Raw genomic sequence first — 23,382 nt, forward strand, 5'->3', positions numbered from 1 at the left:
AGCCCTGCGCGCGCGCTACGAGCGGAAGACCTCACCGATCAGCCCGCGCAGCCAGCGGTGGCCCGGCTCCGATTCGAAGCGCCGGCTCCAGTGCAGCGAGACCGTGAAGTCGCGCAGCGGGAACGGCGGCTCGACGATGGCGTGGCCTTCGCCGAAGCCTTCGGCGATGTCGCGCGGCACCAGCGCCGCGAGGTCCGTCGCCTGCACGATGGCCGGCAGCACCAGGAAGTGTTCGGTCACCAGGCGCAGCCGCTCTTCGAGCTGCAGCAGCTGCAGGATGCGGCGGGTGTCGGCGTGGGTGCGCACGGCGACGAACTCGAGCGCGCTCAGCGCCGCCAGCAGGGCGCGCCCGGTGCGCCGCCGCGCCAGGAAGGGGTGGTCCCGCCGCAGCACGACCACGTAGCGGTCGTCGAGCAGGCGCGCGCGCTCGGTGTCCTTGAGCATCGGCAGGAAGCCGAAGGCGAAGTCGATGCGGCCGCTGTGCAGGCCCTCGGCCAGCTCCTCGCGCGGCCAGGGCCGCGCCTCGACCCGCACGCCCGGCGCCTGCGCGCGAAGGGCGGCCATGAGAGGCGGCAGGAAACGGCCCTCGCCGATGTCGCTCAGGTGCAGCTGGAAGGTGCGGCGCGACTGCAGCGGCTGGAACTCGTCCGCTTCCGCCAGGGCCAGCTCCAGCGTGGCCAGCGCCTGGCGCACCGGATCGGCCAGCCGGTCGGCGCGCGGCGTGGGCTGCACGCCGCCGGGTGCGCGCATGAAGAGCGGGTCGTGCAGCAGCGTGCGCAAGCGGGTGAGCCCCTGGCTGGCCGCCGGCTGGGTGAGCTGCAGCTGCTCGGCCGCGCGGCTCACGCTGCGGCTGCGGTAGACGGCGTCGAACAGCCGCAGCAGGTTGAGGTCGATCTCGTTGATATGCACGCTGCTTATTCCGCTTAGTCGGGTCATTTTATTGATTGATGACGGCGAAGCGCCGACACTCCCGCGATTGACTTCGGGCGCCCACGTGGGCCCCGCACTGGGAGACAAGCCGTGGAAGTTTCATTCAGCAAGGAAATCGAGTCGCTGCGCCTGGGCGACGGCGAGACCTTCCATGGCGAGGGCATCCTCGCCATCACCAAGGCGCTGCTGCAGTCGGGCGTGGCCTACGTCGGCGGCTACCAGGGTGCGCCGGTGTCGCACCTGCTCGACGTGATGGTGCAGGCCAAGCCCTACATGGACGAACTCGGCGTGCACGTCGAGGCCTGCTCCAACGAGGCGTCGGCCGCGGCCATGCTGGGCGCATCCATCCACTACCCGCTGCGCGGTGCGGTGACCTGGAAATCGATCGTCGGCACCAACGTGGCGTCGGACGCGCTGTCCAACCTCTCGTCGCCCGGCGTGACGGGTGGCGCGCTGATCGTGGTGGGCGAAGACTACGGCGAGGGCGCCTCGGTGATCCAGGAGCGCACCCACGCCTTCGCGCTGAAATCGACCATGTGCCTGCTCGACCCACGCCCCGACCTGCCGGTGATGGTGAACATGGTGGAGCACGGCTTTCGCCTGTCGGAGGCGTCGAACATGCCGGCCATCCTGGAGCTGCGCATCCGGGCCTGCCACGTGCGCGGCAGCTTCGAGACCAAGGCCAACCAGCCGCCGCAGGTGTCCACGCGCCAGCTGATGGCGAACCCGGCCAAGTTCGACTACATGCGCCTCGCGCACCCGCCGGTCACCTTCCCCCAGGAAAAGCTCAAGCACGAGCAGCGCATTCCCGCCGCGCGCCGCTACATCGTCGAGAACCAGTTGAACGAGCTGATGCCCGGAGCGCACGAGGACCTCGGCATCATCGTGCAGGGGGGCCTCTACAACGCGCTGGTGCGCAGCCTGCAGCAGCTCGGGCTGGCCAACGCCTTCGGCGAGTGCGACATCCCGCTGCTGGTGCTCAACGTGACCTATCCGCTGGTGCCCGAGCAGGTGGCCGACTTCTGCATCGGCAAGCGCGCGGTGATCGTGGTCGAAGAGGGCCAGCCCGAATACATAGAGCAGGAGATCGCCACGCTGCTGCGCCGTCGCGATATCCAGACGAAGTTGCACGGCAAGGACTGGCTGCCCCAGGGCGGCGAGTACAGCGTCGAGGTGCTGGCCGCGGGCCTGACGCAGTTCGCCGGCACCTACCTGCCGGGCGCCGCGATCGACTCGGCCCGCGGCTGGCTCGAAGGCAACCGCGAGCGCCGCGGCGCCGTGGCCCGCCAGCTCGATGCGCCGCTGCCGCCGCGCCCGCCCTCCTTCTGCGTCGGCTGCCCCGAGCGCCCGGTGTTCGCGGCGCTCAAGCTGGCGCAGCAGGACGTGGGCCCGGTGCACGTGGCCGCCGACATCGGCTGCCACGCGCTGGGCACCTTCGAGCCCTTCAACACCGGCCACTCCATCCTGGGCTACGGCATGAGCCTGGCGAGCCGCGCAGGGGTCTCGCCGATGATGCAGCGGCGCACGCTGGCCATCATGGGCGACGGCGGCTTCTGGCACAACGGCCTGCTCACCGGCGTGCAGTCGGCCCTGTTCAACGGCGACGACGCGGTGCTGCTGATCTTCAAGAACGGCTACTCCTCGGCCACCGGCACGCAGGAGCTGATCTCCACACCGATGGACGAGGCCAAGGCCGTGGCCGCCGACAAGGGCCAGAGCATGGTGCACACCAACCAGACCATCGAGTCCACGCTCAAGGGCCTGGGCGTGCAGTGGATGCGCACCGTGCACACCTACGAAGTCGCCGAGATGCGCGACACCCTGAAAGACGCCTTCACCTCCAGCTTCAACGGCCTGAAGGTGATCGTGGCAGAGGGCGAGTGCCAGCTGGAGCGTCAGCGGCGCCTGAAGCCATGGCTGGCCAGCCTGCTGAAGAAAGGCGAGCGCGTGATGCGCGTGAAGTACGGCGTGGACGAAGACGTGTGCAACGGCGACCATGCCTGCATCCGGCTCTCGGGCTGCCCCACCCTCACCCTCAAGGACAACCCAGACCCGCTCAAGGTGGATCCGGTCGCCACCGTGATCGACGGCTGCGTCGGCTGCGGCCTGTGCGGTGCCAACGCGCACGCGGCCACCCTGTGCCCGAGCTTCTACCGGGCCGAGGTGATCCAGAACCCCAAGTGGCACGAACGCCTGTGGGCCAGCCTGCGCGGCGGCCTGGTGCGCGCCCTGCAGCCCGCCTGAACGAGGGCATGGAGATGACGATGACGAACGACAAGGCCATCACCCTGCTGGTGTGCGCGCTCGGCGGCGAAGGCGGCGGCGTGCTCACCGAGTGGCTGATCGAGACCGCGCGCCATGCCGGCTACCCGGCGCAGAGCACTTCGATCCCCGGCGTAGCGCAGCGCACCGGGGCCACCACCTACTACATCGAGGTGTTCCCACGGCCGGCCGCGCAACTGGCCGGCCGCCGCCCCGTGTTCAGCCTCAACCCGGTGCCCGGCGCGCTCGACGCGCTGGTGTCGTCCGAGTTGCTGGAGACGGCGCGCCAGATCGGCAACGGCATGAGCTCGGCCACCCGCACGCGGGTGATCACCTCCAGCAGCCGCAGCTTCACCACCGCCGAGCGCATGCAGATGGGCGATGGCCGGCTGGAGAACGCGGCACTGATGGAGGTGGTGCGCCACCACAGCCGCGAGCACCACGTCTTCGACATGGCCGCCGTCGCCAAGGAGTGCGGCACCATCGTCAGCGCCGTGATGCTCGGCGCCATCGCCGGCAGCGGGCTCTTTCCGTTCCGCCGCGAAGACTACGAGGCCGCGATCAACGAGGGCGGCGCCGCCACCGCCAAGGCCAGCCTGCGCGGCTTCGCGCGTGCCTTCGACATCGTGCGCCAGGCGCAGCAGCAGGCCGTGCTGGTGCAGGAGCTGATGGCCGACGACACGCCGGATGCGCCGACCGCGAGGCCGCTGCCGGCCGCCGTGGCCGCCCGTTTTCCGCAGCCGGTGCAGGGCATGCTGGCCCTGGGCCATGCGCGACTGGTCGATTACCAGGGGCCGGCCTATGCCGAGCTGTACGTGCAGCGCCTGGCCCGCGTGCTCGAGGCCGAACAGGCGGCCGATCCCGCCGGCGCACAGGGCTTCGCCACCACCACCGAGATGGCCCGCTGGCTGGCGCTGTGGATGGCGTTCGACGACATCGTGCGCGTGGCCGACCTGAAAAGCCGCGCGAGCCGCTGGCAGCGCGTGCGCGGCGAGGTGAAGGCGAAAGACGAGGACCTGCTGCAGGTGTGGGACCACTTCAAGCCCGGCGTGCCCGAGTTCGCCGCCCTGCTGCCGCCGGCACTCGCCCAGCGCCTTACGGCCTGGGACCGCAAGCGCATCGCCTCCGGCAAGGACGCCTGGGCCATGCCGCTGAAGGTCGGCACGCATTCGCTGCGCGGCATGGTGGCGCTGCGCACCCTGGCCAGCATGAAGTGGCTGCGCGTGCGCGGCAGCCGCTTCGCGATGGAGCAGCAGATGATCGAGCGCTGGCTGCAGGGCGTGGTCGAAGGCACCCGCCGCGGCTGGCGCCTGGGCCATGAGATCGCGCTGTGCGGTCGCCTGATCAAGGGCTACGGCGCCACCAACGAACGCGGCAAGGAGAACCTGCTGCACGTGCTGGACCACCTCGCCCACGGCCCCTCGGCCGAGGACAGCGCCACGGCCATCGCCGCCGCCCGCACCGCCGCGCTCAAGGACGAGGCCGGCAGCGCGCTCGACGCCGCGCTGGTGCAGCACGGCGCGCCGCCGCGGCCGGTCAAGGAGCAGCCGATCCGATTTGTTCGCACCCCCAAGGCCGCGGCACGGCAGCCGGCCTGAGCTTTCCTTCCACCACGAACTACACCCCAGGAGACCCTGACATGAACAACAAAGACACCATCGCACCGTCCGCTGGTCGCCGCGCCCTGCTCGGCGCCGCACTCGCCGCCGGTGCGCTCGCCAGCGTCGGCGTGCAGGCGCAGCCGGCCGGCTCATGGCCGAACAAGCCGGTGCGCGTCATCGTCAACTTCCCCGCCGGCGGCGCTGCCGACACGCTGGCCCGTGCGATCGGCCAGCCGCTCTCGGAAGCCCTGGGCCAACCCGTCGTCATCGAGAACCGCGGCGGCGCCAACGGCAACATCGGCGGCGAAGCGGTGGCCCGCGCACCGGCCGACGGCTACACCCTTCTCATGAGCTCGGGCGGCATGGTGTCGATCAACCCGCACCTGTACGCCAAGATGGCGTTCGACCCTGCCAAGGACCTGGTGCCGGTGGCCAGCGCCGCGCGCGTGGCCGTGTACCTGATGGCCAAGCCGCAGCTGCCGCCCAACAACGTGCAGGAGTTCCTGCAGTACCTCAAGGCCAACCCCGGCAAGCTCTCGTTCGGCTCGCCCGGCAATGGCAGTTCGCCCCATCTCGCGGCCGAGATGATGAAGAGCCAGGCGGGCGTGTATGCCGTGCACGTGCCCTACCGCGGCGCGGCGCCCGCGCTGCAGGACCTGCTGGCCGGGCAGATCGATTTCTACTTCGACCCGGGCATCGGCCTGCAGCACGCGCGCAGCGGCCGCCTGAAGCTGCTGGCCGTGGGCAGCCCCAAGCGCTCGCCGCTGTTCCCGGATGTGCCCACGCTGCATGAAGCCGGCCTGAAGGGCTTCGACGCCGACAGCGTGTTCGGCTTCTACGCGCCCGCCGGCACGCCGCCGGAAGTGGTCGCGCGCCTGAACCGCGAGATCAACAAGGCATTGGGCACCAAGGCCATTCAGGACCGCATCGTCACCATGGGCGGCGAGGCACTGCCGCTCACGCCGGCCGAGTTTGCCGCGCGCGCGGCGGAGGACTCGAAGCGCTTCGGCGCCATCATCCGCGAACGCAAGATCGCGGCGGAATGAGTGAGGGCACAGGCGCCGCGATGAGCAAGACCGTCATCTACACCCAGCGCGTCGAGTTCGGCGACTGCGATCCCGCCGGCATCGTCTGGTTTCCCAACTTCTTCCGCTGGATCGACGCGGCCTCGCGGCACTTCTTCATCGAATGCGGCGTCCCGCCCTGGCACCAGACCGCCAAGGATCTGGGCGTCATCGGCACGCCGCTGGTCGATACGCACGCGAAGTTCATGAAGACGGCGAGCTATGGCGACACGCTGCAGATCCACACCAGCGTGGCCGAGTGGCGTGGCAAGAGCTTCGTGCAGCGCTACCGCGTGACGCGGGGGGACGACGCGATCATGGAATGCGACGAGGTGCGCATCTTCGCGGGGCGGCGGGAGGATGGGAGCATCTTTGCGTGGCCGGTGCCGGAGGGGATTCGGGAAGCGTGCAGCTGACGGGAGGGCCTGGGTTTCTCTTCGTCTGAGTCGGCGCCGCAGGGGGGGGGGGGAGGTTTGCAGCTGAGGTTTGCAGCTGACAGGGAGCACCCCTATAAGAACACTATCGGGTTATTCGTCTCCCGCGAAAAGCGCGTATGTGCTAGCTTTGGTGCGCTACTCATCCGCAAGGAAAGTCATGACTGACCACCCCCGCAATGCTTCGCATTGGAGCCCCTGGCGTCATCTGAATCTCGTGCCGGCGGAGGGGGCGCGACCTGGCAGCGCAGCTTCTCGCAGCGGACCAACTCCTCTGGCGCAACCCGCGCCTGCGGCAGCCACCAACATTCGGCCGCAGGAAATTTCCGACCTTCCCGCCGCAACCGTGCTCGAGCGAACACCTGACGCCTCGCTGGCGCCTGAGCGCCCCCATGCGGGCCGGGAAGTCGGTGTGGTGTACGCCGATGATGGGAACTCCGGCCTGGACAGGAAGCACCGGTCCTCGGAATTTGCCGAGCGCATCTGGCCGGAGAAGCCGACGATTGGCCAGTGGAACGACTACTACGCCCAAGCACTGAAGCAGTGTGAGCGCGCGTACCTCGCGTCACGCCATGACCAGGCACGTCTGCCGGAGGTCGCGCTCAACTTCCTTGGAAAGCAAGCCGACCTGCATCGTGTTGGAAGTCTTCACAACTGGCAGCTCGAGGCGTTCACCTCCGCACTGGTCAACGTGTTCGAACATCAGGCGCGGAACATGAAGGTTGCCTATCGGGAAAGCAAGACCGAAGGAGACGTGATCGTGAATCGGACGATCGCAGACCTGGCGCGAAAAACGAACGGGAGACTAGAGCACTACGGCAGCTTGTTTGAAAGCACTCCGTCCTCTTCTGCATCGTCACCACGGCCGCTGGCGCGGCCGCTGACCTCGGCGCTGCTACCGAGCCCGCTGCTGGAACGACCACAGCCGCAGCCGCAATCGGCATCGGCCTCGGGATCGGAAAGTCCGTTTCCGGGCGCGAATGGATCCATGCGCGACCTGCGCCTCGACCGTCCGTGCTCGGATGAGTCTGCCGTTGCGGCCTCCCGCGGATCCCTCGATTGCAGGCCCTCCACCGGCCGCCCGCCTCCGCTTGGCGTTCCATTAGCGCTTCCAACTAGCGCTGGCGCCGCAGAAGACCAGTTTCTTGATGACCGTAACTTTGACCCCCGGTCCTCCCCTCGCGCCTTGGACACAGGCAGCAGGTCTTCGCCGGCCCTGCCCAGCTCCTCGCGTTCTTCAAGCTCTTCGAGTTCCTCACTGGCGGCGGCTGACCCGCCCGTGCAGAGGCATGGTGCGAGCGAGCAGGACAGCGATGATTCATCTGATCCCAACGCCGATCTTCCAGATCCCGCATCGGCCAGAAACGAGGTGCCGTTCTCCGGCCTGTCCAGTGACCCCTCGTCTCCGCGCACCTCCGATTCGAATGGCTCGCCGTCGAACGAAGTTGCCTTCAGCGACGAGCACATCGATGCCGATGCCGATGACGTTGCGGGTGTCGGCACTTACGCGCAACGCGACCATGATGTTGTTGATGATGGCGGGAATGCGTCAGATAGCGAGGACGAGGAGGCGGACGAGTCTTTCTACTCGGACCAATCACCTACGGAGCAAGATCCGCCTGCGCATGCGTCCGTAGAAGCCCGCCCACCGTCGCTGGAGACGGGCGCGTTGAATTCTTCCGAGGCGCAGCCAGACGTGGTGAACGCCGGCCGCCGTTCATCCTCTGATTCCCCGCCACCCGCACCCCACCGCGATCCGGTTGAATCCGCGCACGGTGCTGATGCCGGTTCCTCGATTTCTCAACCCTTGAGCGATTTTTCGGCTCCCGCTGAGGACCCGGAGGCTGCGTTCCGCAGGGCTCTGGCCGAGCTTGACGTGCCCTCCGCATCTCGCCCGCCCTTGGCGGAGGTGCGCGCGCCGAGCCCCGCGGAGCCTGCAATTGCGCAGTCAGCACCCGCACCAACTGGCCCTGTGAATGCAGGCAGCAGCCTGCCTTCGGACCAGCCGGTGGTCGATCAACTCCCGTCCGATGCCGCCGCCGACGCCCCTGCCGATGGCGATGCTTTTGCCGGTGGCTCGCAGACCTCTTCGCCGGGGCCGAACACGCTACAGAGCGTTGGAGCTAAAGGTTTCGCAACGCAACCCATGGTGCCCGAGCGTCGAGAGGCACTGATCAGCTTGCTCGATCGGCTCCAGCCCTTTTTTGCGGAAGCCGGCATGTTGCCAAGGCGTCCTGGCCAGATGCGCGAACAGGACTACCAGGAGATTCTGGATGCAGCGCTCAAGGCCCTTGCCCACGGTGCGCCATCAACCTCGGCGAACTGGACAGACTCGATTGCACCCGCTCAGCTGAGTGCAGCGACAGATACGCAGCTGGATCGCCTGCTCGATGTCTTGTTGAAGGAAACAGGGGAGCTGGACCCCGACAGCGTGGCGGAGCAGTTGAAGAATAAAGACGCCGTCCGCCACGCCATCTTTGCGGTGGCACGGACTGTGTTCGCGAGAAGCAAAGCCGATTTGTCTTCGTCGATCTCGATTGCCGGTGCTGGTGCTGGCGCTGGCGCTGTCACTGGTTCGTCCACTTCCTCAGTCTCCTCAGTCTCCTCAGTCTCCTCAGTCTCCTCAGTCTCCTCAGTCTCCTCAGTCTCCTCAAGCTCCTCAACGGACCGCGAATCGCCGAGGGGAACGGTGGATGCGGATTGGTATTCGCCAGACGAACTCGACGGCGAGCTGCCCAGGGCTGTAGCTCAAGAGATCGAAGACGGCGAAGCTCTCGCCGACGCAGCGGAGCTGCGAGAACAACAGGATTCCTATGCACTAGCCGCAGCAATGGCTGCAAATCGCGTGGAAGTGGAAGGAATCGAACCAGCACGCAGCGGGCTACTGGCGCAAGACCTCGATGCCCGCGTTCGCGCTATCAAGGCGGCTATAGAAACAGAAGAAGCTGACATGCGGTTCTTTAGGAGCGCGCTTGCCACGAGCCGGAAAGTCGAGCTGGGCGTGAGTGGTGCAGTCCACGGGCTGCGATCACTAGGGGCAAATGTGTACACACCGCCGGCCAGCTCGGAACCGCCGAGCGTTGTTGCACCGCCGACCAACCGAAAGGATGCGAAATAGGCCGACGAGCAGCGCTCCGGTTACTCCCCCTTCGCCCCCGCCCTGAACCACGCCCCCACCACCGCCCGCTCCTCCTCCGTCATCCCCGTCGCGTTGTTCATCGGCATGAGCCGCGTGACCACGGTCTGCTGATACACCGCCTGGGCGTGCTGCCGGAGGGCCTCGGGCGAATCCAGGCGCACGCCTTTCATCTGCATCTGCTCGCCGTGGCACATGACGCAGCGCTGGGCCATCACCTGCTGCACGGCGGCGAAACTGGGGGCCGCAACCGCGGAAGACGCCGAGGGAGCCGCACCCGGCGACGCCGCCCTCGCCGGCCCTGACACCGTGGGCGCCGGCGCCATCCACCAGGCCGTCGCCGCAATCACCACCACCCCCACCACCGCATACCCCGCCGGATTCCCGTTGCGCCCCAGCTTCCATCCATGCCGCAGCACGAAGAACTGCCGGATGGCGGCGCCGGCGGCCATCATCAGGACCAGCACCAGCCAGTTGTTCGGGTGGCCCCAGGTGAAGCTGTAGTGGTTGGACAGCATGGCGAACAGCACCGGAAGCGTGAAGTAGGTGTTGTGCACGCTGCGCTGCTTGCCGCGCTTGCCGTGGATGGGATCGACGGGCCGGCCCTCGCCGATGGCGGCGACCATCTTGCGCTGCCCGGGGATGATCCACATGGCGACGTTGGCGCTCATGGCGGTGGCGATCATCGCGCCCACCAGCAGGAAGGCGGCGCGGCCGGCGAAGAGCTGGCAGGCCAGCCACGAGGCGGCGACGACCAGCACCGCCACCAGCACGCCGACCATGGTGTCGCCCTTGGCGCGGCTTTCAAAGACGCGGCAGATCAGGTCGTACAGCAGCCAGAAGACGACGAGGAATCCCAGGGCGGTCGCGATGGCTGCGGGCGGCGCCCAGTCCATGCGGGCCGGATCGATCAGGTAGGCGCGTGCGTTCCAGAAATACAGCACCACCAGCAGCGCGAAGCCGGACATCCAGGTGGTGTAGGCCTCCCAGTAGAACCAGTGCAGGTGCTTGGGCAGGGTGGGCGGAGACACCGCGAACTTCACGGGGTGGTAGAAGCCGCCGCCGTGCACCGCCCAGAGCTCGCCGCTCACGCCCTGCTTCTTGAGGTCGTCGTCCTCGGGCGGCGTGAGGCTCGAATCGAGAAAGACGAAGTAGAACGAGGAGCCGATCCAGGCGATGGCGGTGATGACGTGCAGCCACCGCAGCAGCAGGTTGGACCAGTCGAGGAGATAGCTTTCCATGGCGGGCGTTCGAAGACCTTCAGCACTGCTCACCACCGCGGGCGCTCTGAGCAGCAACATGGGCCGCGAACCTCGAAGGGCACCGCTGCGACCGACCCGCCGAGTTTAAGCAGCTTCTGCGCCTGCCTGGCGCTGCAGCAGCTGCGCCGCCACGCTCACCGCGATGACCTCCGGCTCCTTGCCGCGGATGCCCGGGATGCCGATGGGGCAGGTGACGCCCGCCAGTTCCCCGTCGTCGAAGCCCCGCTGGCGCAGGCGGCTGCGGAAGGTCGCCCACTTGGTGCGGCTGCCGATCAGGCCGACGAAGGGCAGGTCGGCGCGCTCGCGGCGGCGGCGCAGGCAGGCGGCCACGATGTCCAGGTCTTCGGCGTGGCTGAAACTCATGATGAGGACCAGCGCGCCCGCGGGCAGGTCGGCCACGGCGGCCTGCACCGGGTCACTCTGTTCGCAGCGCACCTGGGGCGGCAGGCCAGGGGGAAAGATCTCGTCGCGGCTGTCGATCCAGGTGATGCGAAAGGGCAGCGTGGCGAGCACCCGCACCAGCGCGCGGCCGACGTGGCCGCCGCCGAACAGGGCCACCGGCTGCTGCGCGCCTTGCAGTTGGTCGATCCAGGCCGCAGCCCCGGTGGGTTCAATGCGTTCGTAGGCGAGCCACACCACGCCGCCGCAGCACTGCCCCAGGCTGGGGCCCAGCGGGTACCGCACCGGCTCGGCGTCGGCCGGCGCCGTGCCCCGCAACCGCTCGCGCGCCTGCTCGATCGCCTGGAACTCGAGCTGGCCACCGCCGATGGTGCCGAAGACCTCGCGCGGGAACACCAGCATCACGGTGCCCGCCCCGCGCGGGGCCGAGCCTTCGGTGCGTGCGACGCGCACCTGCACCGCCGGCTGGCGGGCCAGCAGCTCCGGCAGGCGGGGGCTGAGCAGGTCATTCATGCGGTCGCGTTCCTCGCGCCCAGTATGCTCGTGGCGGTGACGCGCGAAGGCCGCGCGTCCTGCAGGAGCCCCCATGAAAGCAGCCGGCGCCATCGGGCGCCTTCGCGCCCTCGCCGCCAGCGGCCTCGCCAGCGTGCTGGCCGCCTGCGGCATCGCCCCGTCCGCACCCGCGCCGCCGCGTGCGACGGTCGCCGGCACACCGCCGCCGCCCGGTCCCGGCGCCCCCGCACCCGCCCGGGTGGACGGCACACCCATCGCGGCGGTGGCACCGCCGGCGCCGCAGGTCTCGGCTGCCCGCACCCCGCGCGACTACCGGCGCGATGCCGCCGCCCACCTCTACGCGCTGCACCGCGAGCGCGTCTTCACCGGCCGTCTGCCGCCCATGCTGTACGCCGTCGGGGTGCTCGAAGTCGATCTCGACGGCAACGGGCACCCGCGTCGGCTGAACTGGTTGCGCGCGCCGCGCCACGCGCCCGAGGTGGTGGCCGAGATCGAGCGCATGGTGCGCGCGTCGGCCCCCTATCCGCGCCCCGTGCGCATGGGCCGTGTGACCTACACCGACACCTGGCTGTGGGACAAGAGCGGCCGCTTCCAGCTGGACACGCTCACCGAGGGACAGGACTGAGGCCACGCGTGCGCCCGTCAGGTGCGGCGGCTCAGGAGCCGCGGTAGGTCGAGTAGCTCCACGGGCTGCACAGGAGCGGCACGTGGTAGTGCTGGGCGGTGTCCGCCACGCCGAAGTCGAGGCCGACGCGGTCGAGAAAGGGTGGGTCCGGCAGCTGGACGCCCCGCGCACGGAAGTAGGCCGCCACCTCGAACACCAGCCGATAGGTGCCGCGCTGCAGGCCGGCGTTGTCGTAGAGCGGACCGTCGGGATTGCGGCCGTCGGCGTTCAGGGTGAAGCGCTTGACGCACTGCGGCGCCCCGGCGGCGTCGGTGCGCCACAGCTCCACGCCCATGCCGGCGGCGGGTGTGCCGTGCATGGTGTCCAGCACGTGGGTGCTCAATCCCATGGTGTCCTCCACATCGTCTCGGCCGCCGCTGCCGTCGCGGGTGCGGGCATCCACCAGGGCCGGATCGTCTACAGAAGTGTATACACTCTTTGCATGGAGTCCACCACCAGCGCCATCGTCGAGGCCCTCACGCGGGCCATCGCGGCGCACCGGCTGCTGCCTGGGGCCAAGCTGGCCGAGCAGAAGCTGGCGGACCACTTCGGCGTGTCGCGCACGCTGGTGCGCCAGGCGCTGTTCCAGCTCGCGCAGAACCGGCTGGTGAAGCTCGAGCCTGCCCGTGGCGCCTTCGTCGCGGCGCCCACCGTCGAAGAGGCGAGGCAGGTGTTCGCAGTGCGCCGCATGCTCGAAGCCGAGATGGCCCGCGCCTTCGCCCGGGAGGCCACGCCGGCGCGGCTCAAGGCGCTGCGCGAACACATCGCGCAGGAAAAGGCGGCCGCCGAAGCGGGCGACGCCGCCGCGCGCAACGCGCTGCTGGGCGACTTCCACGTGCGCATGGCCGAACTGCTCGGCAACGAGGTGCTGGCCCAGATCCTGCGCGATCTGGCCTCGCGCAGCTCGCTCGTCTCGCTCATGTACCAGCGCGCGGGCGCCGCCGAACACTCGCAGCAGGAGCACGTGCAGATCGTGCGCGCCCTCGCCGCCCGCGACGAGGACACCGCCGCCCGGCTCATGACCGAACACCTGCGGCACGTCGAGGAGAGCCTCGCCTTCGACCGGCCGCAGCCCACCCAGGACATCGCCCAAGCCCTTGGTCCATGAGCATCCCATGATCTACGACAGCACCGCTCCCTACCCCCGCGACCTCGTCGGCTACGGCCGCAACCCGCCGCACGCGCAATGGCCCGGCGATGCACGCATCGCGGTGCAGTTCGTCCTGAACTACGAGGAAGGCGGCGAGAACGCCGTGCTGCACGGCGACGCCGGCTCGGAGCAGTTCCTCTCGGAGATGTTCAACCCGGCCAGCTACCCCGACCGGCACCTGAGCATGGAGGGCATCTACGAGTACGGCTCGCGGGTGGGCGCCTGGCGCATCCTGCGCGAGTTCGAGAAGCGCCAGTTGCCGCTCACCGTCTTCGGCGTGAGCATGGCCCTGCAGCGCCACCCCGAACTCACCGCCGCGTTCCGCGAACTGGGCCACGAGATCGCCTGCCACGGCTGGCGCTGGATCCACTACCAGGGCATGGACGAGGCCACCGAGCGCGAGCACCTGCGCACCGGCATGGAGATCATCGAGCGGCTCACGGGCGAGCGGCCGCTGGGCTGGTACACGGGGCGCGACAGCCCCAACACCCGCAGGCTGGTGGTCGATCACGGCGGCTTCGAGTACGACAGCGATTACTACGGCGACGACCTGCCCTTCTGGATGAAGGTGAAGCGCACCGACGGCGCCGTGGTGCCGCACCTGGTGGTGCCCTACACGCTCGACTGCAACGACATGCGCTTCGCACTGCCGCAAGGCTTCTCGCACGCCGACCCGTTCTTCCAGTACCTGCGCGACAGCTTCGACGCGTTGTACGCCGAAGGCGACGAAGCGCCGAAGATGATGAGCGTGGGCATGCACTGCCGCCTGCTCGGGCGCCCCGGTCGCATCGTTGCGCTGCAGCGCTTCCTGGACCACATCGCCCGACACGAACGGGTGTGGGTGTGCCGGCGTATCGATATCGCGCGGCACTGGAAGCAGGTCCATCCCTACCCCGGCTGAACACCATGCCCATCACCCTCGACCACCTCAACACCGCGCCCCTTCCCGAGGCCGCCCGCCTGCTCGACGGCCTGTACGAGCACTCGCCCTGGATCGTCGAGGCCGCGCTCGCGCAGCGGCCCTTCGCCTCGCTGGCTGCGCTCAAGCACGCGGCCGCGCGCGTGGTGGCCAGCGCGGACCGTGAGCGGCAACTCGCGCTGATCCGCGCCCACCCCGAGCTCGCCGGCAAGGCGATGGTCAGCCGCAGCCTCACCGCCGAATCGACCGACGAACAGAGCCGCGCCGGCCTCACGCACTGCAGCCCCGCCGAGTTCGACAAGCTGCAGCAGTTGAACACCGCCTACAACGCGAAGTTCGGCTTCCCCTTCATCCTCGCCGTGCGCGGGCCGCGCGGCACGGGGCTGGCGCGCCAGCAGATCATCGAGGCGTTCGAACGTCGGCTGCACCACCCGCCCGAGGTCGAGCTGGCCGAGTGCCTGCGCAACATCCACCGCATCGCAGAGATCCGCCTGAACGACAAGTTCGGCGTCGAGCCGGCCCTGGGCCACCTGGTGTGGGACTGGCAGGAGCAGCTCGCGCAGTACAGCGATCCCGGCTTCAAGGAGCACGGCCAGCTCACCGTCACCTACCTCACCGAGGCGCACCGCCAGGCGGCGGATTTCATCGCGCGCGAGATGCGCGCCTGCGGCTTCGACGAGGTGGGCATGGACGCGGTGGGCAACGTGGTCGGCCTCTACCACGGCAGCGACCGACAGGCACCGCGCCTGCTCACCGGCTCGCACTACGACACCGTGCGCAACGGCGGCAAGTACGACGGGCGCCTGGGCATCTTCGTGCCCATGGCCTGCGTGCGCGAGCTGGCGCGCCAGGGCCGCCGGCTGCCGCAGGGCATCGAGGTGGTCGCGTTCGCCGAAGAGGAGGGCCAGCGCTACAAGGCGACCTTCCTCGGCTCGGGTGCGCTCATTGGTCAGTTCAACCCGGCCTGGCTGGACCAGCGCGACGCCGACGGCGTCACCATGCGCGAGGCCATGCAGCGCGCCGGGCTGCCCGCCACGCTCGACGCCATCGCCACCGTGCGTCGCGATCCGTCGCACTACCTCGGCTTCGTCGAGGTGCACATCGAGCAGGGCCCGGTACTGAACGAGCTCGATCTGCCGCTGGGCGTGGTCACCTCCGTCAACGGCGGCGTGCGTTTCGTCTGCGAGATGGTGGGCATGGCCAGCCACGCCGGCACCACGCCCATGGACCGCCGCTGCGACGCGGCCGCCGCCGTGGCCGAACTGCTGCTGTTTGTCGAGCGCCGCGCCGCCCGGGACGCCGACTCGGTCGGCACCGTGGGGCTGCTGCAGGTGCCGGGCGGCTCGATCAACGTGGTGCCGGGGCGCTGCCAGTTCAGCCTTGACCTGCGCGCGCCGGACGACGCGCAGCGCGATGCGCTGGTCGCCGACGTGCTGGCCGAACTCGACGCCATCTGCGCGCGCAGGCGCACCCGCTGCACGCGCGAGGAAAGCATGCGCGTGGCGGCCGCGCCCAGCGCTCCCACCTGGCAGCGACGCTGGGAGCGCGCCGTGCAGGCCGTGGGCGCGCCGGTGTTCCGGCTGCCCAGCGGCGCCGGCCACGACGCCATGAAGCTGCACGAGGTGATGCCGCAGGCCATGCTGTTCGTGCGCGGCGAAAACGCCGGCGTCAGCCATAACCCGCTGGAGAGCAGCACCAGCGACGACATCGATCTGGCGGTGCGGGCGTTCCTGCACCTGCTGGACCAACTTGGCGAGGAGCCCTCCACCCCATGACCACCGACCACGACCGGCTCGACGCCTGGATCGACGCGCACTTCGACGAGGAAGTGCGTTTTCTGCAGGAGCTGGTGCGCGTGCCCACCGACACCCCGCCAGGCAACAACGCGCCGCACGCCGAGCGCACCGCCGAGCTGCTGGCGGGTTTCGGCCTGCAGGCCGAGAAGCATCCGGTGCCCGAGGCCGAGGTGCGCGCGGCGGGGCTCGAATCGATCTGCAACCTGATCGTGCGCCGACGCTACGCCGAGGGCGGCCCGGTGGTCGCGCTCAACGCGCACGGGGACGTGGTGCCACCCGGCGAGGGCTGGACGCACGACCCCTACGGCGCCGAGATCGTCGATGGGCTGCTCTATGGCCGCGCCGCGGCCGTGAGCAAGAGCGATTTCGCGAGCTTCACCTTCGCGCTGCGGGCGCTCGAATCGCTGGGCGCGCCGCTGCGCGGCGGTATCGAGCTGCACTTCACCTACGACGAGGAGTTCGGCGGCGAGCTGGGCCCGGGCTGGCTGCTCAAGCACGGCCTGACGCGCCCCGATCTGATGATCGCGGCCGGCTTCAGCTACGAAGTCGTGACCGCGCACAACGGCTGCCTGCAGATGGAGGTGACGGTGCACGGCCGCATGGCGCACGCCGCCGTGCCCGACACCGGCATCGACGCCTTGCAGGGCGCCGTGCGCATCCTGCAGGCGCTCTATGCGCAGAACGAGCGCTATCGCCAGGTCTGCTCCCAAGTGCCCGGCATTCGCCACCCCTACCTCAACGTCGGGCGTATCGAAGGCGGCACCAACACCAACGTCGTGCCGGGCAAGGTGGCGTTCAAGCTGGACCGCCGCATGATCCCCGAGGAAGACCCAGTCGTGGTCGAGGCCGAGATCCGCCGCGTGATCGAGGACGCCGCCGGCGGGGTGGCGGGGCTGCGCGTGGAAATCCGCCGGCTGCTGCTGGCCCGCGCGCTCAAGCCGCTGCCCGGCAACCGGCCGCTGGTCGAGGCCCTTCAGCGGCACGGCGCGGCCGTGTTCGGGGACACGCCGCCGGCCATGGGAACGCCGCTCTACACCGACGTGCGGCTGTACGGCGAAGCGGGCATACCGGGGGTGATCTACGGCGCCGGCCCGCGCACCGTGCTGGAATCGCACGCCAAGCGCGCGGACGAGCGCCTGGCGCTGGAAGACCTGCGCCGCGCCACCAAGGTGATCGCGCGCACCCTGCGCGACCTGCTCGCTGCCTGAGTGCCTCGAAGGGCCGCCCCGTCGAGCCGACGGGCAACGGCAAGAACCCCGCCGAGGCGGGGTTCCGGTTCGGTGCGCGGCGTCGGCGCTCCGCCGCCCCCGCGCAGGCGGGGACCCTGCGCCGGGCGCCGTGGTGCCTCAGCGCACCCGGCCGCGGCGGAACAGGTTGACGATGGCCAGCAGGATGATCGCGCCGACCAGCGACACCAGGATGGAGCCGATGCTGATGCCGTCGTTGATGGTGCCTACGCCCACCAGCGGCGAGATGATCCAGCCGCCGAGGAATGCTCCGACGATGCCCACCACGACATTCAGCAAGATGCCCTGATTGGCATCGGTTCTCATGACCAGGCTGGCCAGCCAGCCCACGATGCCGCCAATGATCAACCAGATCAGAAAGTTCATGCTCTCACTCCTATTCACGCCCTCGGCGCATTGTTGAAAGGGGGCCGCATCCCGGATGGAACCCGACCCACCTGCCACCTGACCCGGCAGCCGGTGGAACGAATATGGTGAGCGGTCCCAAGCGCGGGCGTAGTCGCCCACAAGGGCTCACCGTGCGTCCTTGGCGCGAGGCGCCGTCAGATACGCCCTACCTCTGCCACGGTCGGGGTGGGGATTCCTCCATGGATGGCCGGGCCGTGGCAGCCCACAATCTCGGCGCCACCGCAGTGCGCGCACAGGGTCGGCACCGAAATTGCTTTGCACTGCTGACTACGATCACCTGATTTCCGGAGAACACCGCATGACCAAGAGGCTCTTCCTCAAGACCACCGCCGCGCTCGCCTTCGCCGCCAGCCTGGGTGCCGCCCAGGCGCAGAACCTCACCCCGGTGAAGTTCCAGCTCGACTGGCGTTTCGAAGGCCCTGCCGCCCTGTTCCTGACCCCCGTGGCCAAGGGCTACTTCAAGGAGGCCGGTCTCGACGTGACGGTCGATGCCGGCAACGGCTCCGGCGGCGCCGTGACGCGCGTCGCCTCGGGCACCTACGACATGGGCTTCGCCGACCTTGCCGCGCTGATGGAGTTCCACGCCAACAACCCCGACGCGCCGAACAAGCCGGTGGCGGTAATGGTCGTCTACAACAACACCCCGGCCTCGGTGATGGCGCTCAAGAAGTCGGGCATCACCAAGCCGGCCGACCTGGCGGGCAAGAAGCTGGGCGCTCCGGTGTTCGACGCCGGCCGCCGCGCCTTCCCGATCTTCCAGAAGGCCAACAACATCGGCAACGTCACCTGGACCGCCATGGACCCGCCGCTGCGCGAGACCATGCTCGCCCGTGGCGATGTCGATGCCATTACCGGCTTCACCTTCACCTCGCTGCTCAACCTCGAAGCACGCGGCGTCAAGGCCGAAGACGTGGTGGTGCTGCCCTACCCGCAGTACGGCGTGAAGCTCTACGGCAACGTGATCATCGCCAACCCCAAGTTCCTGCGCGAGAACCCCCAGGCGGTGAAGTCCTTCCTGTCCGCCTTCGCCAAGGGCGCCAAGGACGTCATGGCCGACCCCGATGCCGCCATCCAGTACGTCAAGCAGCGCGACGGCATCATCAATCCCGCACTCGAGACGCGACGCCTCAAGCTGGCCATCGATACCGTGATCGCCAGCCCCGACGCGCGCGCCGACGGGTTCGGCCAGCTCAACCCCGGGCGCCTGTCGCTGATGGCCTCCCAGGTGTCCGACGCGTTCAACACCAAGACCCGGGTCAACCCCGACGCGGTCTGGAACGGCAGCTTCCTGCCGGGCAAGGCCGAGCTGAACGTGCTGCCGCCGGCCAAGCGATGAGGCTTGACGCGGGTGCCGCGGGGGCCACGCCCCCGCTTTTCGTCGATTTCTCGGACGTCTGGCTCGCCTACAACGAAGACATGCTCGCCCAGGGGCACTACGCGGTCGAAGCGATCGACCTGCAGGTGCGCCAGGGCGAGTTCATCGCCATCGTGGGCCCGTCCGGCTGCGGAAAATCGACCTTCATGAAGCTCGCGACGGGGCTGAAGATGCCCTCGCGCGGACGCATCCTGATCGACGGCCAGCCGGTCACGGGGCCGCTCAAGATCTCGGGCATGGCCTTTCAGGCGCCGTCGCTGCTGCCCTGGCGCACCACGGTCGGCAACGTGCTGCTGCCGCTGGAGATCGTCGAGCCCTACCGCAGCCAGTTCAAGCAGCGTCGGGCCGAGTTCGAGGAGCGCGCGCGCGCCCTGCTGCGCAAGGTGGGCCTGGGCGGCTACGAGGACAAGTTCCCCTGGCAGCTCTCGGGCGGCATGCAGCAGCGCGCGAGCATCTGCCGCGCCCTCATCCACGAGCCCAAGATGCTGCTGCTCGACGAGCCCTTCGGCGCGCTCGATGCCTTCACCCGCGAAGAGCTGTGGTGCATCCTGCGCGACCTCTGGACCGAGCAGCGCTTCAACGTCATCCTGGTCACGCACGACCTGCGTGAATCCGTCTTCCTGGCCGACACGGTCTATGTCATGAGCAAGAGCCCCGGCCGCTTCGTCGTGCGCCGCGACATCGCGCTGCCGCAACCGCGGGAGCTGGAGATCACCTACACCAAGGAGTTCACCGACATCGTGCTCGAGCTGCGCGGGCACATCGGCGCCATCCGCCGAAACGCCGAGGTGACGCCATGAACGCCGCGGGACGCAGGCGCCTGGAGCGCTGGTCGCCCTGGGCGCTGCTGGTGCTCACGGTGGTGGTGTGGCAGGCGATCTGCTCGGCCTTCAACGTCTCCGAGTTCATCTTCCCCAGCCCCGCGCGCATCTGGGAGCAGCTGCTCGAGTTCCGCGGCGTGATCGCCGCGCACGCGTGGCGCACCTACTGGGTGACCATGGCGGGCTTCGGCCTCGCCATCGTGGTGGGCCTGATGCTCGGCTTCCTGATCGGCAGCTCGCGCCTGGCCTACGCGGCGGTGTATCCGCTCATGACGGCGTTCAACGCGCTGCCCAAGGCCGCGTTCGTGCCGATCCTGGTGGTCTGGTTCGGCATCGGCATCGGCCCGGCCATCCTCACGGCCTTCCTGATCTCGTTCTTTCCCATCATGGTGAACATCGCCACCGGCCTGGCTACCCTCGAGCCCGAGCTCGAGGACGTGCTGCGCGTGCTGGGCGCCAAGCGCTGGGACGTGCTGGTCAAGGTCGGGCTGCCGCGTTCCATGCCCTACTTCTTCGGCTCGCTGAAGGTCGCGATCACCCTGGCTTTCGTCGGCACCACCGTCTCGGAGATGACCGCGTCCAACGAAGGCATCGGCTACCTGCTGATCTCGGCCGGATCGGCCATGCAGATGGGTCTGGCCTTCGCCGGACTGGTGGTGGTGGGCGCCATGGCCATGGCCATGTATGAACTCTTCAGCTATGTGGAGCGGCACACCACGGCCTGGGCGCATCGGGGCTCGCAGAACCAGTGAAGCTGGCATGCAGATGAGCCGGCGCGGGAACCCTGCGCACCCGAACGCTGCGCACCAGGACGGGGCGCCGGCCGTGCCGTGCACCACCTGCGCGCGCAGGGCACCATGAGCTGGCACGCGCGGCTGCAAGTGCACTACGAGAACGCGTCGGGCCGCACCCGGGCGCGCTTCGAACACGAGGGGCCGCTGCGCATCCTGCAAAGCCTCTACCCCGAGGGCGACGCCATCTGCCACAACGTGGTGGTGCACCCGCCGAGCGGCCTGGTCGCCGGGGACCGCCTGGACATCGAAGTCGATGTCGACAGCGGCGCCCACGGCCTGGTCACCACGCCGGGGGCGACGCGCTTCTACCGCAGCACGGGCGAAGTGGCCGTGCAATCGGCCCGCATCACCCTGCAGCCCAATGCGCGGCTCGAATGGCTGCCGCTGGAGACGCTGTGCTACAGCGGCTGCCGCGCCGAAAACCGGGTGGCGGTCACGCTCGCCTCCGGGGCCGAGCTGATGGGATGGGACCTCACGGCGCTGGGCCTGCCCGCGGCGGGCCGGCCGTTCGTCGATGGCAGCGTGCTGCAGCAGGTCGCGATCGACGGGGTCTGGCTGGAACGGGGCATCGTGCGCGCCGACGACCACCGGCTGATGGACGGGCCGCTGGGTCTCGCCGGCAACCGGTGCCTGGCCACGCTCTACTTCGCCGCCGGCGACGCCCTCCCCCGCGAGCGGCGCACGGCAGCCCTGGAGCTCGCCCGCGAACTGATCGAAGCGCACCCCCTGGCCGCCCAGGCCGGCGCCACCGCGCCGCACGAGAGAGTGCTGGTGCTGCGGGTGCTGTCGCCCCTGGTCGAGCCCGCGATGGACCTGCTCACCCGGGTGCGCAATGCCTGGCGCATGGCGCTGTGGTCGCTGCCGCCGAGCCTGCCGCGCACCTGGGCCCTGTAGCACGCAACGCCGCTCGGATGCAGGCGCGCCGGTCCGTGCCCGCACGTGGGCCCCATTCCGCGACCGCCAGGACCGACACGCATGCCACGGCGGCAACGAGCGCGACGGCGGCCCGCGCTCGCCGACGCGGGGTCTGTCCTACGCCCGCACCCGCCATTCGGCACTGCATGCCGCAACCCTTTCCGGCGTCCAGGCCGCGCTGCCGTTCCTAGACTGGTTCCTCGTCTCACCGGGAGTCCACGATGAAGCACGCACGTACCAAGAAGCACAGCGGGCGCCGCGGCCTGCTCGCATTCGGCGCTGCCGCCCTGCTGGCGGTCGCCGCGTCGGCACAGGTTGCGAACCTGGAAAACCAGAGCGCCCGCGAGCAGTTGCAGGCGTGCCGCAGCGGCGCCACCTGGCAGGCCCGCGAAAACTGCGTCCGCGAGGTACAGGCGGCGCAGCAGGCCCGCCGCGCCGGCACGCTCGCAAGTGCCGAGCAGTACACCGCGAACGCCCTGGCGCGCTGCAACATCTACCGTGAGCAGGAGGACGTGATGGCCTGCCGCGGGCGCGTGATGGGCCTGGGCGAGGTAACGGGCAGCGTCACCGGTGGCGGCCTGCTGCGCCAGTACGAGTACCTGGTGCCGGCCGAGCCGCAGGCGGGCACCCCGCGCGATGCGGAAGCCGCCGGCGCGGCCCGCCCCGCTGCCAGCAGCGCCGACGCCGCCGCAAGCTCTGCCGCGTCCACCAGCACGCCGGCATCCGGCGCGCAGCGCAGCGCCCTGTCGCCCGAGGAGCAGCGCTCGCTGCTGCGGCCCGAGGACCAGCGCCGCATCATGGGCGCGGGCATCGGCGGTCCGCCTTCGTCGCAGCAGGCACGCCCGCCCGAACCCGTCCGCCCCTTGCAGCCGATCCTGCCGCTGTCGCCGGCGTTCCCCATGCGCTAGTGAGGGGGCGGCCATGCAAGATGATTCAGACCCGAAACGCCGCCCGCCTGACAAGGCCGAGCACGGCTACCGCAACGAGGTGAGCTGGGACGGCGGAGCCGGCCGCCAGCCCTACGAAAACCAGGACGAGGACAACAAGAACATCCCGGGCAGCCCCGAATACGCCGAGGGAGACCGGGGCGCGCGCTCCGGCGAGAATCTCGACCAGCTCGAAGAGGTCAAGCGCAAGCCCTGAGCCTCGGCCGGCGAACGATCCTCGCAATCTCCGTCCGCATCGGCAACCGTGCTTGAGCCTGCCCGCGCCAGGGGCTGCCGGACCCTTCTCCAACAGACGCAACGCGCCTTCGCCTCAGGCGACGAAGAGAGGTGCGTTCGCAGGCGCACCGACCGACGCCCGCACTGACAAAGGCGGCGCTTGCCGTGGGCTGCAGCAGAATCGGCTTCTTCGAGCGTCAGCAGAGAAAGCCTCCATGAAAGTCGTCCGCAGCAAGACCTTCACCGCCCCGCGCGCCTGGGGCGCACTCGACATCGCCGAGCTGGACGGCACCAGCGTGCGGCTGCACTGGACCGACCAGCCCTATCGCTGGCACGTCAACGACGGCGCAGAGGTGTTCGCGGTGCTGGACGGAGCGGTCGATATGCACTACCGCGAGGGCGGCGTCGAGCACGTCGCGCACCTCGCCACCGGAGATGTCTTCTTCGCCGACGTGGGATGCGAGCACGTGGCGCACCCGGTCGGCGAGGCGCGCATCCTGGTAGTGGAAAAGGCGGGCTCGGTCTAGCG

General features: G+C 69.4%; 22 protein-coding genes. 17 read left to right on the plus strand and 5 right to left on the minus strand.

The window, feature by feature from the left end:
* Nucleotides 1-15: 15 nt before the first annotated feature.
* The gene (locus tag WG922_RS04720; protein WP_340281023.1) at nt 16-936 is read right to left on the minus strand and encodes a LysR family transcriptional regulator; all 921 of its coding nucleotides are present in this window, start codon (nt 934-936) and stop codon (nt 16-18) included.
* Nucleotides 937-1,020: 84 nt separating this feature from the next.
* Here WG922_RS04720 and WG922_RS04725 point away from each other — a divergent pair, with 84 nt between their 5' ends.
* From WG922_RS04725 to WG922_RS04745, 5 genes are all read left to right on the plus strand, one after another.
* Complete coding sequence (locus WG922_RS04725; RefSeq protein WP_340281024.1) at nt 1,021-3,174, plus strand: indolepyruvate ferredoxin oxidoreductase subunit alpha; 2,154 nt, start codon at nt 1,021-1,023, stop codon at nt 3,172-3,174.
* A gap of 20 nt (nt 3,175-3,194) precedes the next feature.
* Nucleotides 3,195-4,790: an indolepyruvate oxidoreductase subunit beta family protein gene (locus tag WG922_RS04730; protein WP_340281175.1), complete on the plus strand. Its 1,596-nt coding sequence runs from the start codon at nt 3,195-3,197 to the stop codon at nt 4,788-4,790.
* 41 nt (nt 4,791-4,831) lie between these two features.
* Nucleotides 4,832-5,839 (plus strand): Bug family tripartite tricarboxylate transporter substrate binding protein, encoded by a 1,008-nt coding sequence (locus tag WG922_RS04735; protein WP_340281025.1) that lies wholly within the window; start codon nt 4,832-4,834, stop codon nt 5,837-5,839.
* 20 nt (nt 5,840-5,859) lie between these two features.
* A complete protein-coding gene (locus WG922_RS04740) occupies nt 5,860-6,273 on the plus strand; it encodes an acyl-CoA thioesterase (protein ID WP_340281027.1) in 414 nt (137 codons plus the stop codon).
* Nucleotides 6,274-6,451: 178 nt separating this feature from the next.
* Nucleotides 6,452-9,409: a hypothetical protein gene (locus WG922_RS04745; protein WP_340281028.1), complete on the plus strand. Its 2,958-nt coding sequence runs from the start codon at nt 6,452-6,454 to the stop codon at nt 9,407-9,409.
* Nucleotides 9,410-9,429: 20 nt separating this feature from the next.
* Here the strand turns inward: WG922_RS04745 and WG922_RS04750 are convergent, their stop codons facing one another.
* Both WG922_RS04750 and xdhC read right to left on the minus strand, forming a co-directional pair.
* Nucleotides 9,430-10,668, minus strand: a complete 1,239-nt coding sequence (locus WG922_RS04750; RefSeq protein ID WP_340281030.1) for a urate hydroxylase PuuD — start codon at nt 10,666-10,668, stop codon at nt 9,430-9,432.
* Nucleotides 10,669-10,773: 105 nt separating this feature from the next.
* Complete coding sequence (xdhC, locus tag WG922_RS04755; protein WP_340281032.1) at nt 10,774-11,601, minus strand: xanthine dehydrogenase accessory protein XdhC; 828 nt, start codon at nt 11,599-11,601, stop codon at nt 10,774-10,776.
* A gap of 73 nt (nt 11,602-11,674) precedes the next feature.
* On the opposite strand from xdhC, the gene WG922_RS04760 reads away from it, so the two are divergent.
* Nucleotides 11,675-12,226 (plus strand): hypothetical protein, encoded by a 552-nt coding sequence (locus WG922_RS04760; protein WP_340281034.1) that lies wholly within the window; start codon nt 11,675-11,677, stop codon nt 12,224-12,226.
* Nucleotides 12,227-12,257: 31 nt separating this feature from the next.
* On the opposite strand, the gene uraH is transcribed toward WG922_RS04760, so the two are convergent.
* Nucleotides 12,258-12,614 carry a hydroxyisourate hydrolase gene (gene uraH, locus WG922_RS04765; RefSeq protein ID WP_340281177.1) on the minus strand — a complete coding sequence of 119 codons (357 nt, stop codon included), beginning with the start codon at nt 12,612-12,614 and terminating at the stop codon, nt 12,258-12,260.
* A 93-nt stretch (nt 12,615-12,707) separates the two neighbouring features.
* Between uraH and WG922_RS04770 the strand changes: the two genes are divergently transcribed.
* The 4 genes from WG922_RS04770 to WG922_RS04785 are packed head-to-tail and all read left to right on the plus strand — an operon-like array spanning nt 12,708 to nt 17,338.
* Nucleotides 12,708-13,373 carry a GntR family transcriptional regulator gene (locus tag WG922_RS04770; RefSeq protein ID WP_340281036.1) on the plus strand — a complete coding sequence of 222 codons (666 nt, stop codon included), beginning with the start codon at nt 12,708-12,710 and terminating at the stop codon, nt 13,371-13,373.
* Between the two features lie 7 nt (nt 13,374-13,380).
* Nucleotides 13,381-14,316 (plus strand): allantoinase PuuE, encoded by a 936-nt coding sequence (puuE, locus tag WG922_RS04775; protein ID WP_340281038.1) that lies wholly within the window; start codon nt 13,381-13,383, stop codon nt 14,314-14,316.
* A gap of 5 nt (nt 14,317-14,321) precedes the next feature.
* Nucleotides 14,322-16,109, plus strand: coding sequence for a 2-oxo-4-hydroxy-4-carboxy-5-ureidoimidazoline decarboxylase (gene uraD / locus WG922_RS04780; protein WP_340281039.1), 1,788 nt, complete (start codon nt 14,322-14,324; stop codon nt 16,107-16,109).
* Entirely contained in the window at nt 16,106-17,338 is a 1,233-nt protein-coding gene (locus WG922_RS04785; RefSeq protein WP_340281041.1) for a M20 family metallopeptidase, read from the plus strand. Before uraD ends, WG922_RS04785 begins: the two co-directional genes overlap by 4 nt.
* Nucleotides 17,339-17,476: 138 nt before the next feature.
* Here the strand turns inward: WG922_RS04785 and WG922_RS04790 are convergent, their stop codons facing one another.
* Entirely contained in the window at nt 17,477-17,743 is a 267-nt protein-coding gene (locus WG922_RS04790; protein WP_340281042.1) for a GlsB/YeaQ/YmgE family stress response membrane protein, read from the minus strand.
* A 340-nt stretch (nt 17,744-18,083) separates the two neighbouring features.
* Here WG922_RS04790 and WG922_RS04795 point away from each other — a divergent pair, with 340 nt between their 5' ends.
* From WG922_RS04795 to WG922_RS04825, 7 genes are all read left to right on the plus strand, one after another.
* A complete protein-coding gene (locus WG922_RS04795; RefSeq protein ID WP_340281043.1) occupies nt 18,084-19,121 on the plus strand; it encodes an ABC transporter substrate-binding protein in 1,038 nt (345 codons plus the stop codon).
* Entirely contained in the window at nt 19,118-19,960 is an 843-nt protein-coding gene (locus WG922_RS04800) for an ABC transporter ATP-binding protein (RefSeq protein ID WP_340281044.1), read from the plus strand. Before WG922_RS04795 ends, WG922_RS04800 begins: the two co-directional genes overlap by 4 nt.
* Nucleotides 19,957-20,733 (plus strand): ABC transporter permease, encoded by a 777-nt coding sequence (locus WG922_RS04805; RefSeq protein WP_340281046.1) that lies wholly within the window; start codon nt 19,957-19,959, stop codon nt 20,731-20,733. The genes WG922_RS04800 and WG922_RS04805 overlap by 4 nt, the downstream gene beginning before the upstream one ends.
* A 105-nt stretch (nt 20,734-20,838) precedes the next feature.
* Nucleotides 20,839-21,669, plus strand: a complete 831-nt coding sequence (locus WG922_RS04810; RefSeq protein ID WP_340281178.1) for an urease accessory protein UreD — start codon at nt 20,839-20,841, stop codon at nt 21,667-21,669.
* A gap of 242 nt (nt 21,670-21,911) precedes the next feature.
* Complete coding sequence (locus WG922_RS04815) at nt 21,912-22,598, plus strand: hypothetical protein (RefSeq protein WP_340281047.1); 687 nt, start codon at nt 21,912-21,914, stop codon at nt 22,596-22,598.
* A gap of 13 nt (nt 22,599-22,611) precedes the next feature.
* Nucleotides 22,612-22,833, plus strand: a complete 222-nt coding sequence (locus WG922_RS04820) for a hypothetical protein (RefSeq protein ID WP_340281048.1) — start codon at nt 22,612-22,614, stop codon at nt 22,831-22,833.
* Between the two features lie 235 nt (nt 22,834-23,068).
* Complete coding sequence (locus tag WG922_RS04825; protein ID WP_340281049.1) at nt 23,069-23,380, plus strand: cupin; 312 nt, start codon at nt 23,069-23,071, stop codon at nt 23,378-23,380.
* The last annotated feature ends 2 nt before the right edge of the window (nt 23,381-23,382 follow it).

Origin of the sequence: Ramlibacter sp. AN1015, from assembly GCF_037726105.1 — a bacterium.
Classification (GTDB): Bacteria; Pseudomonadota; Gammaproteobacteria; order Burkholderiales; family Burkholderiaceae_C; genus Ramlibacter.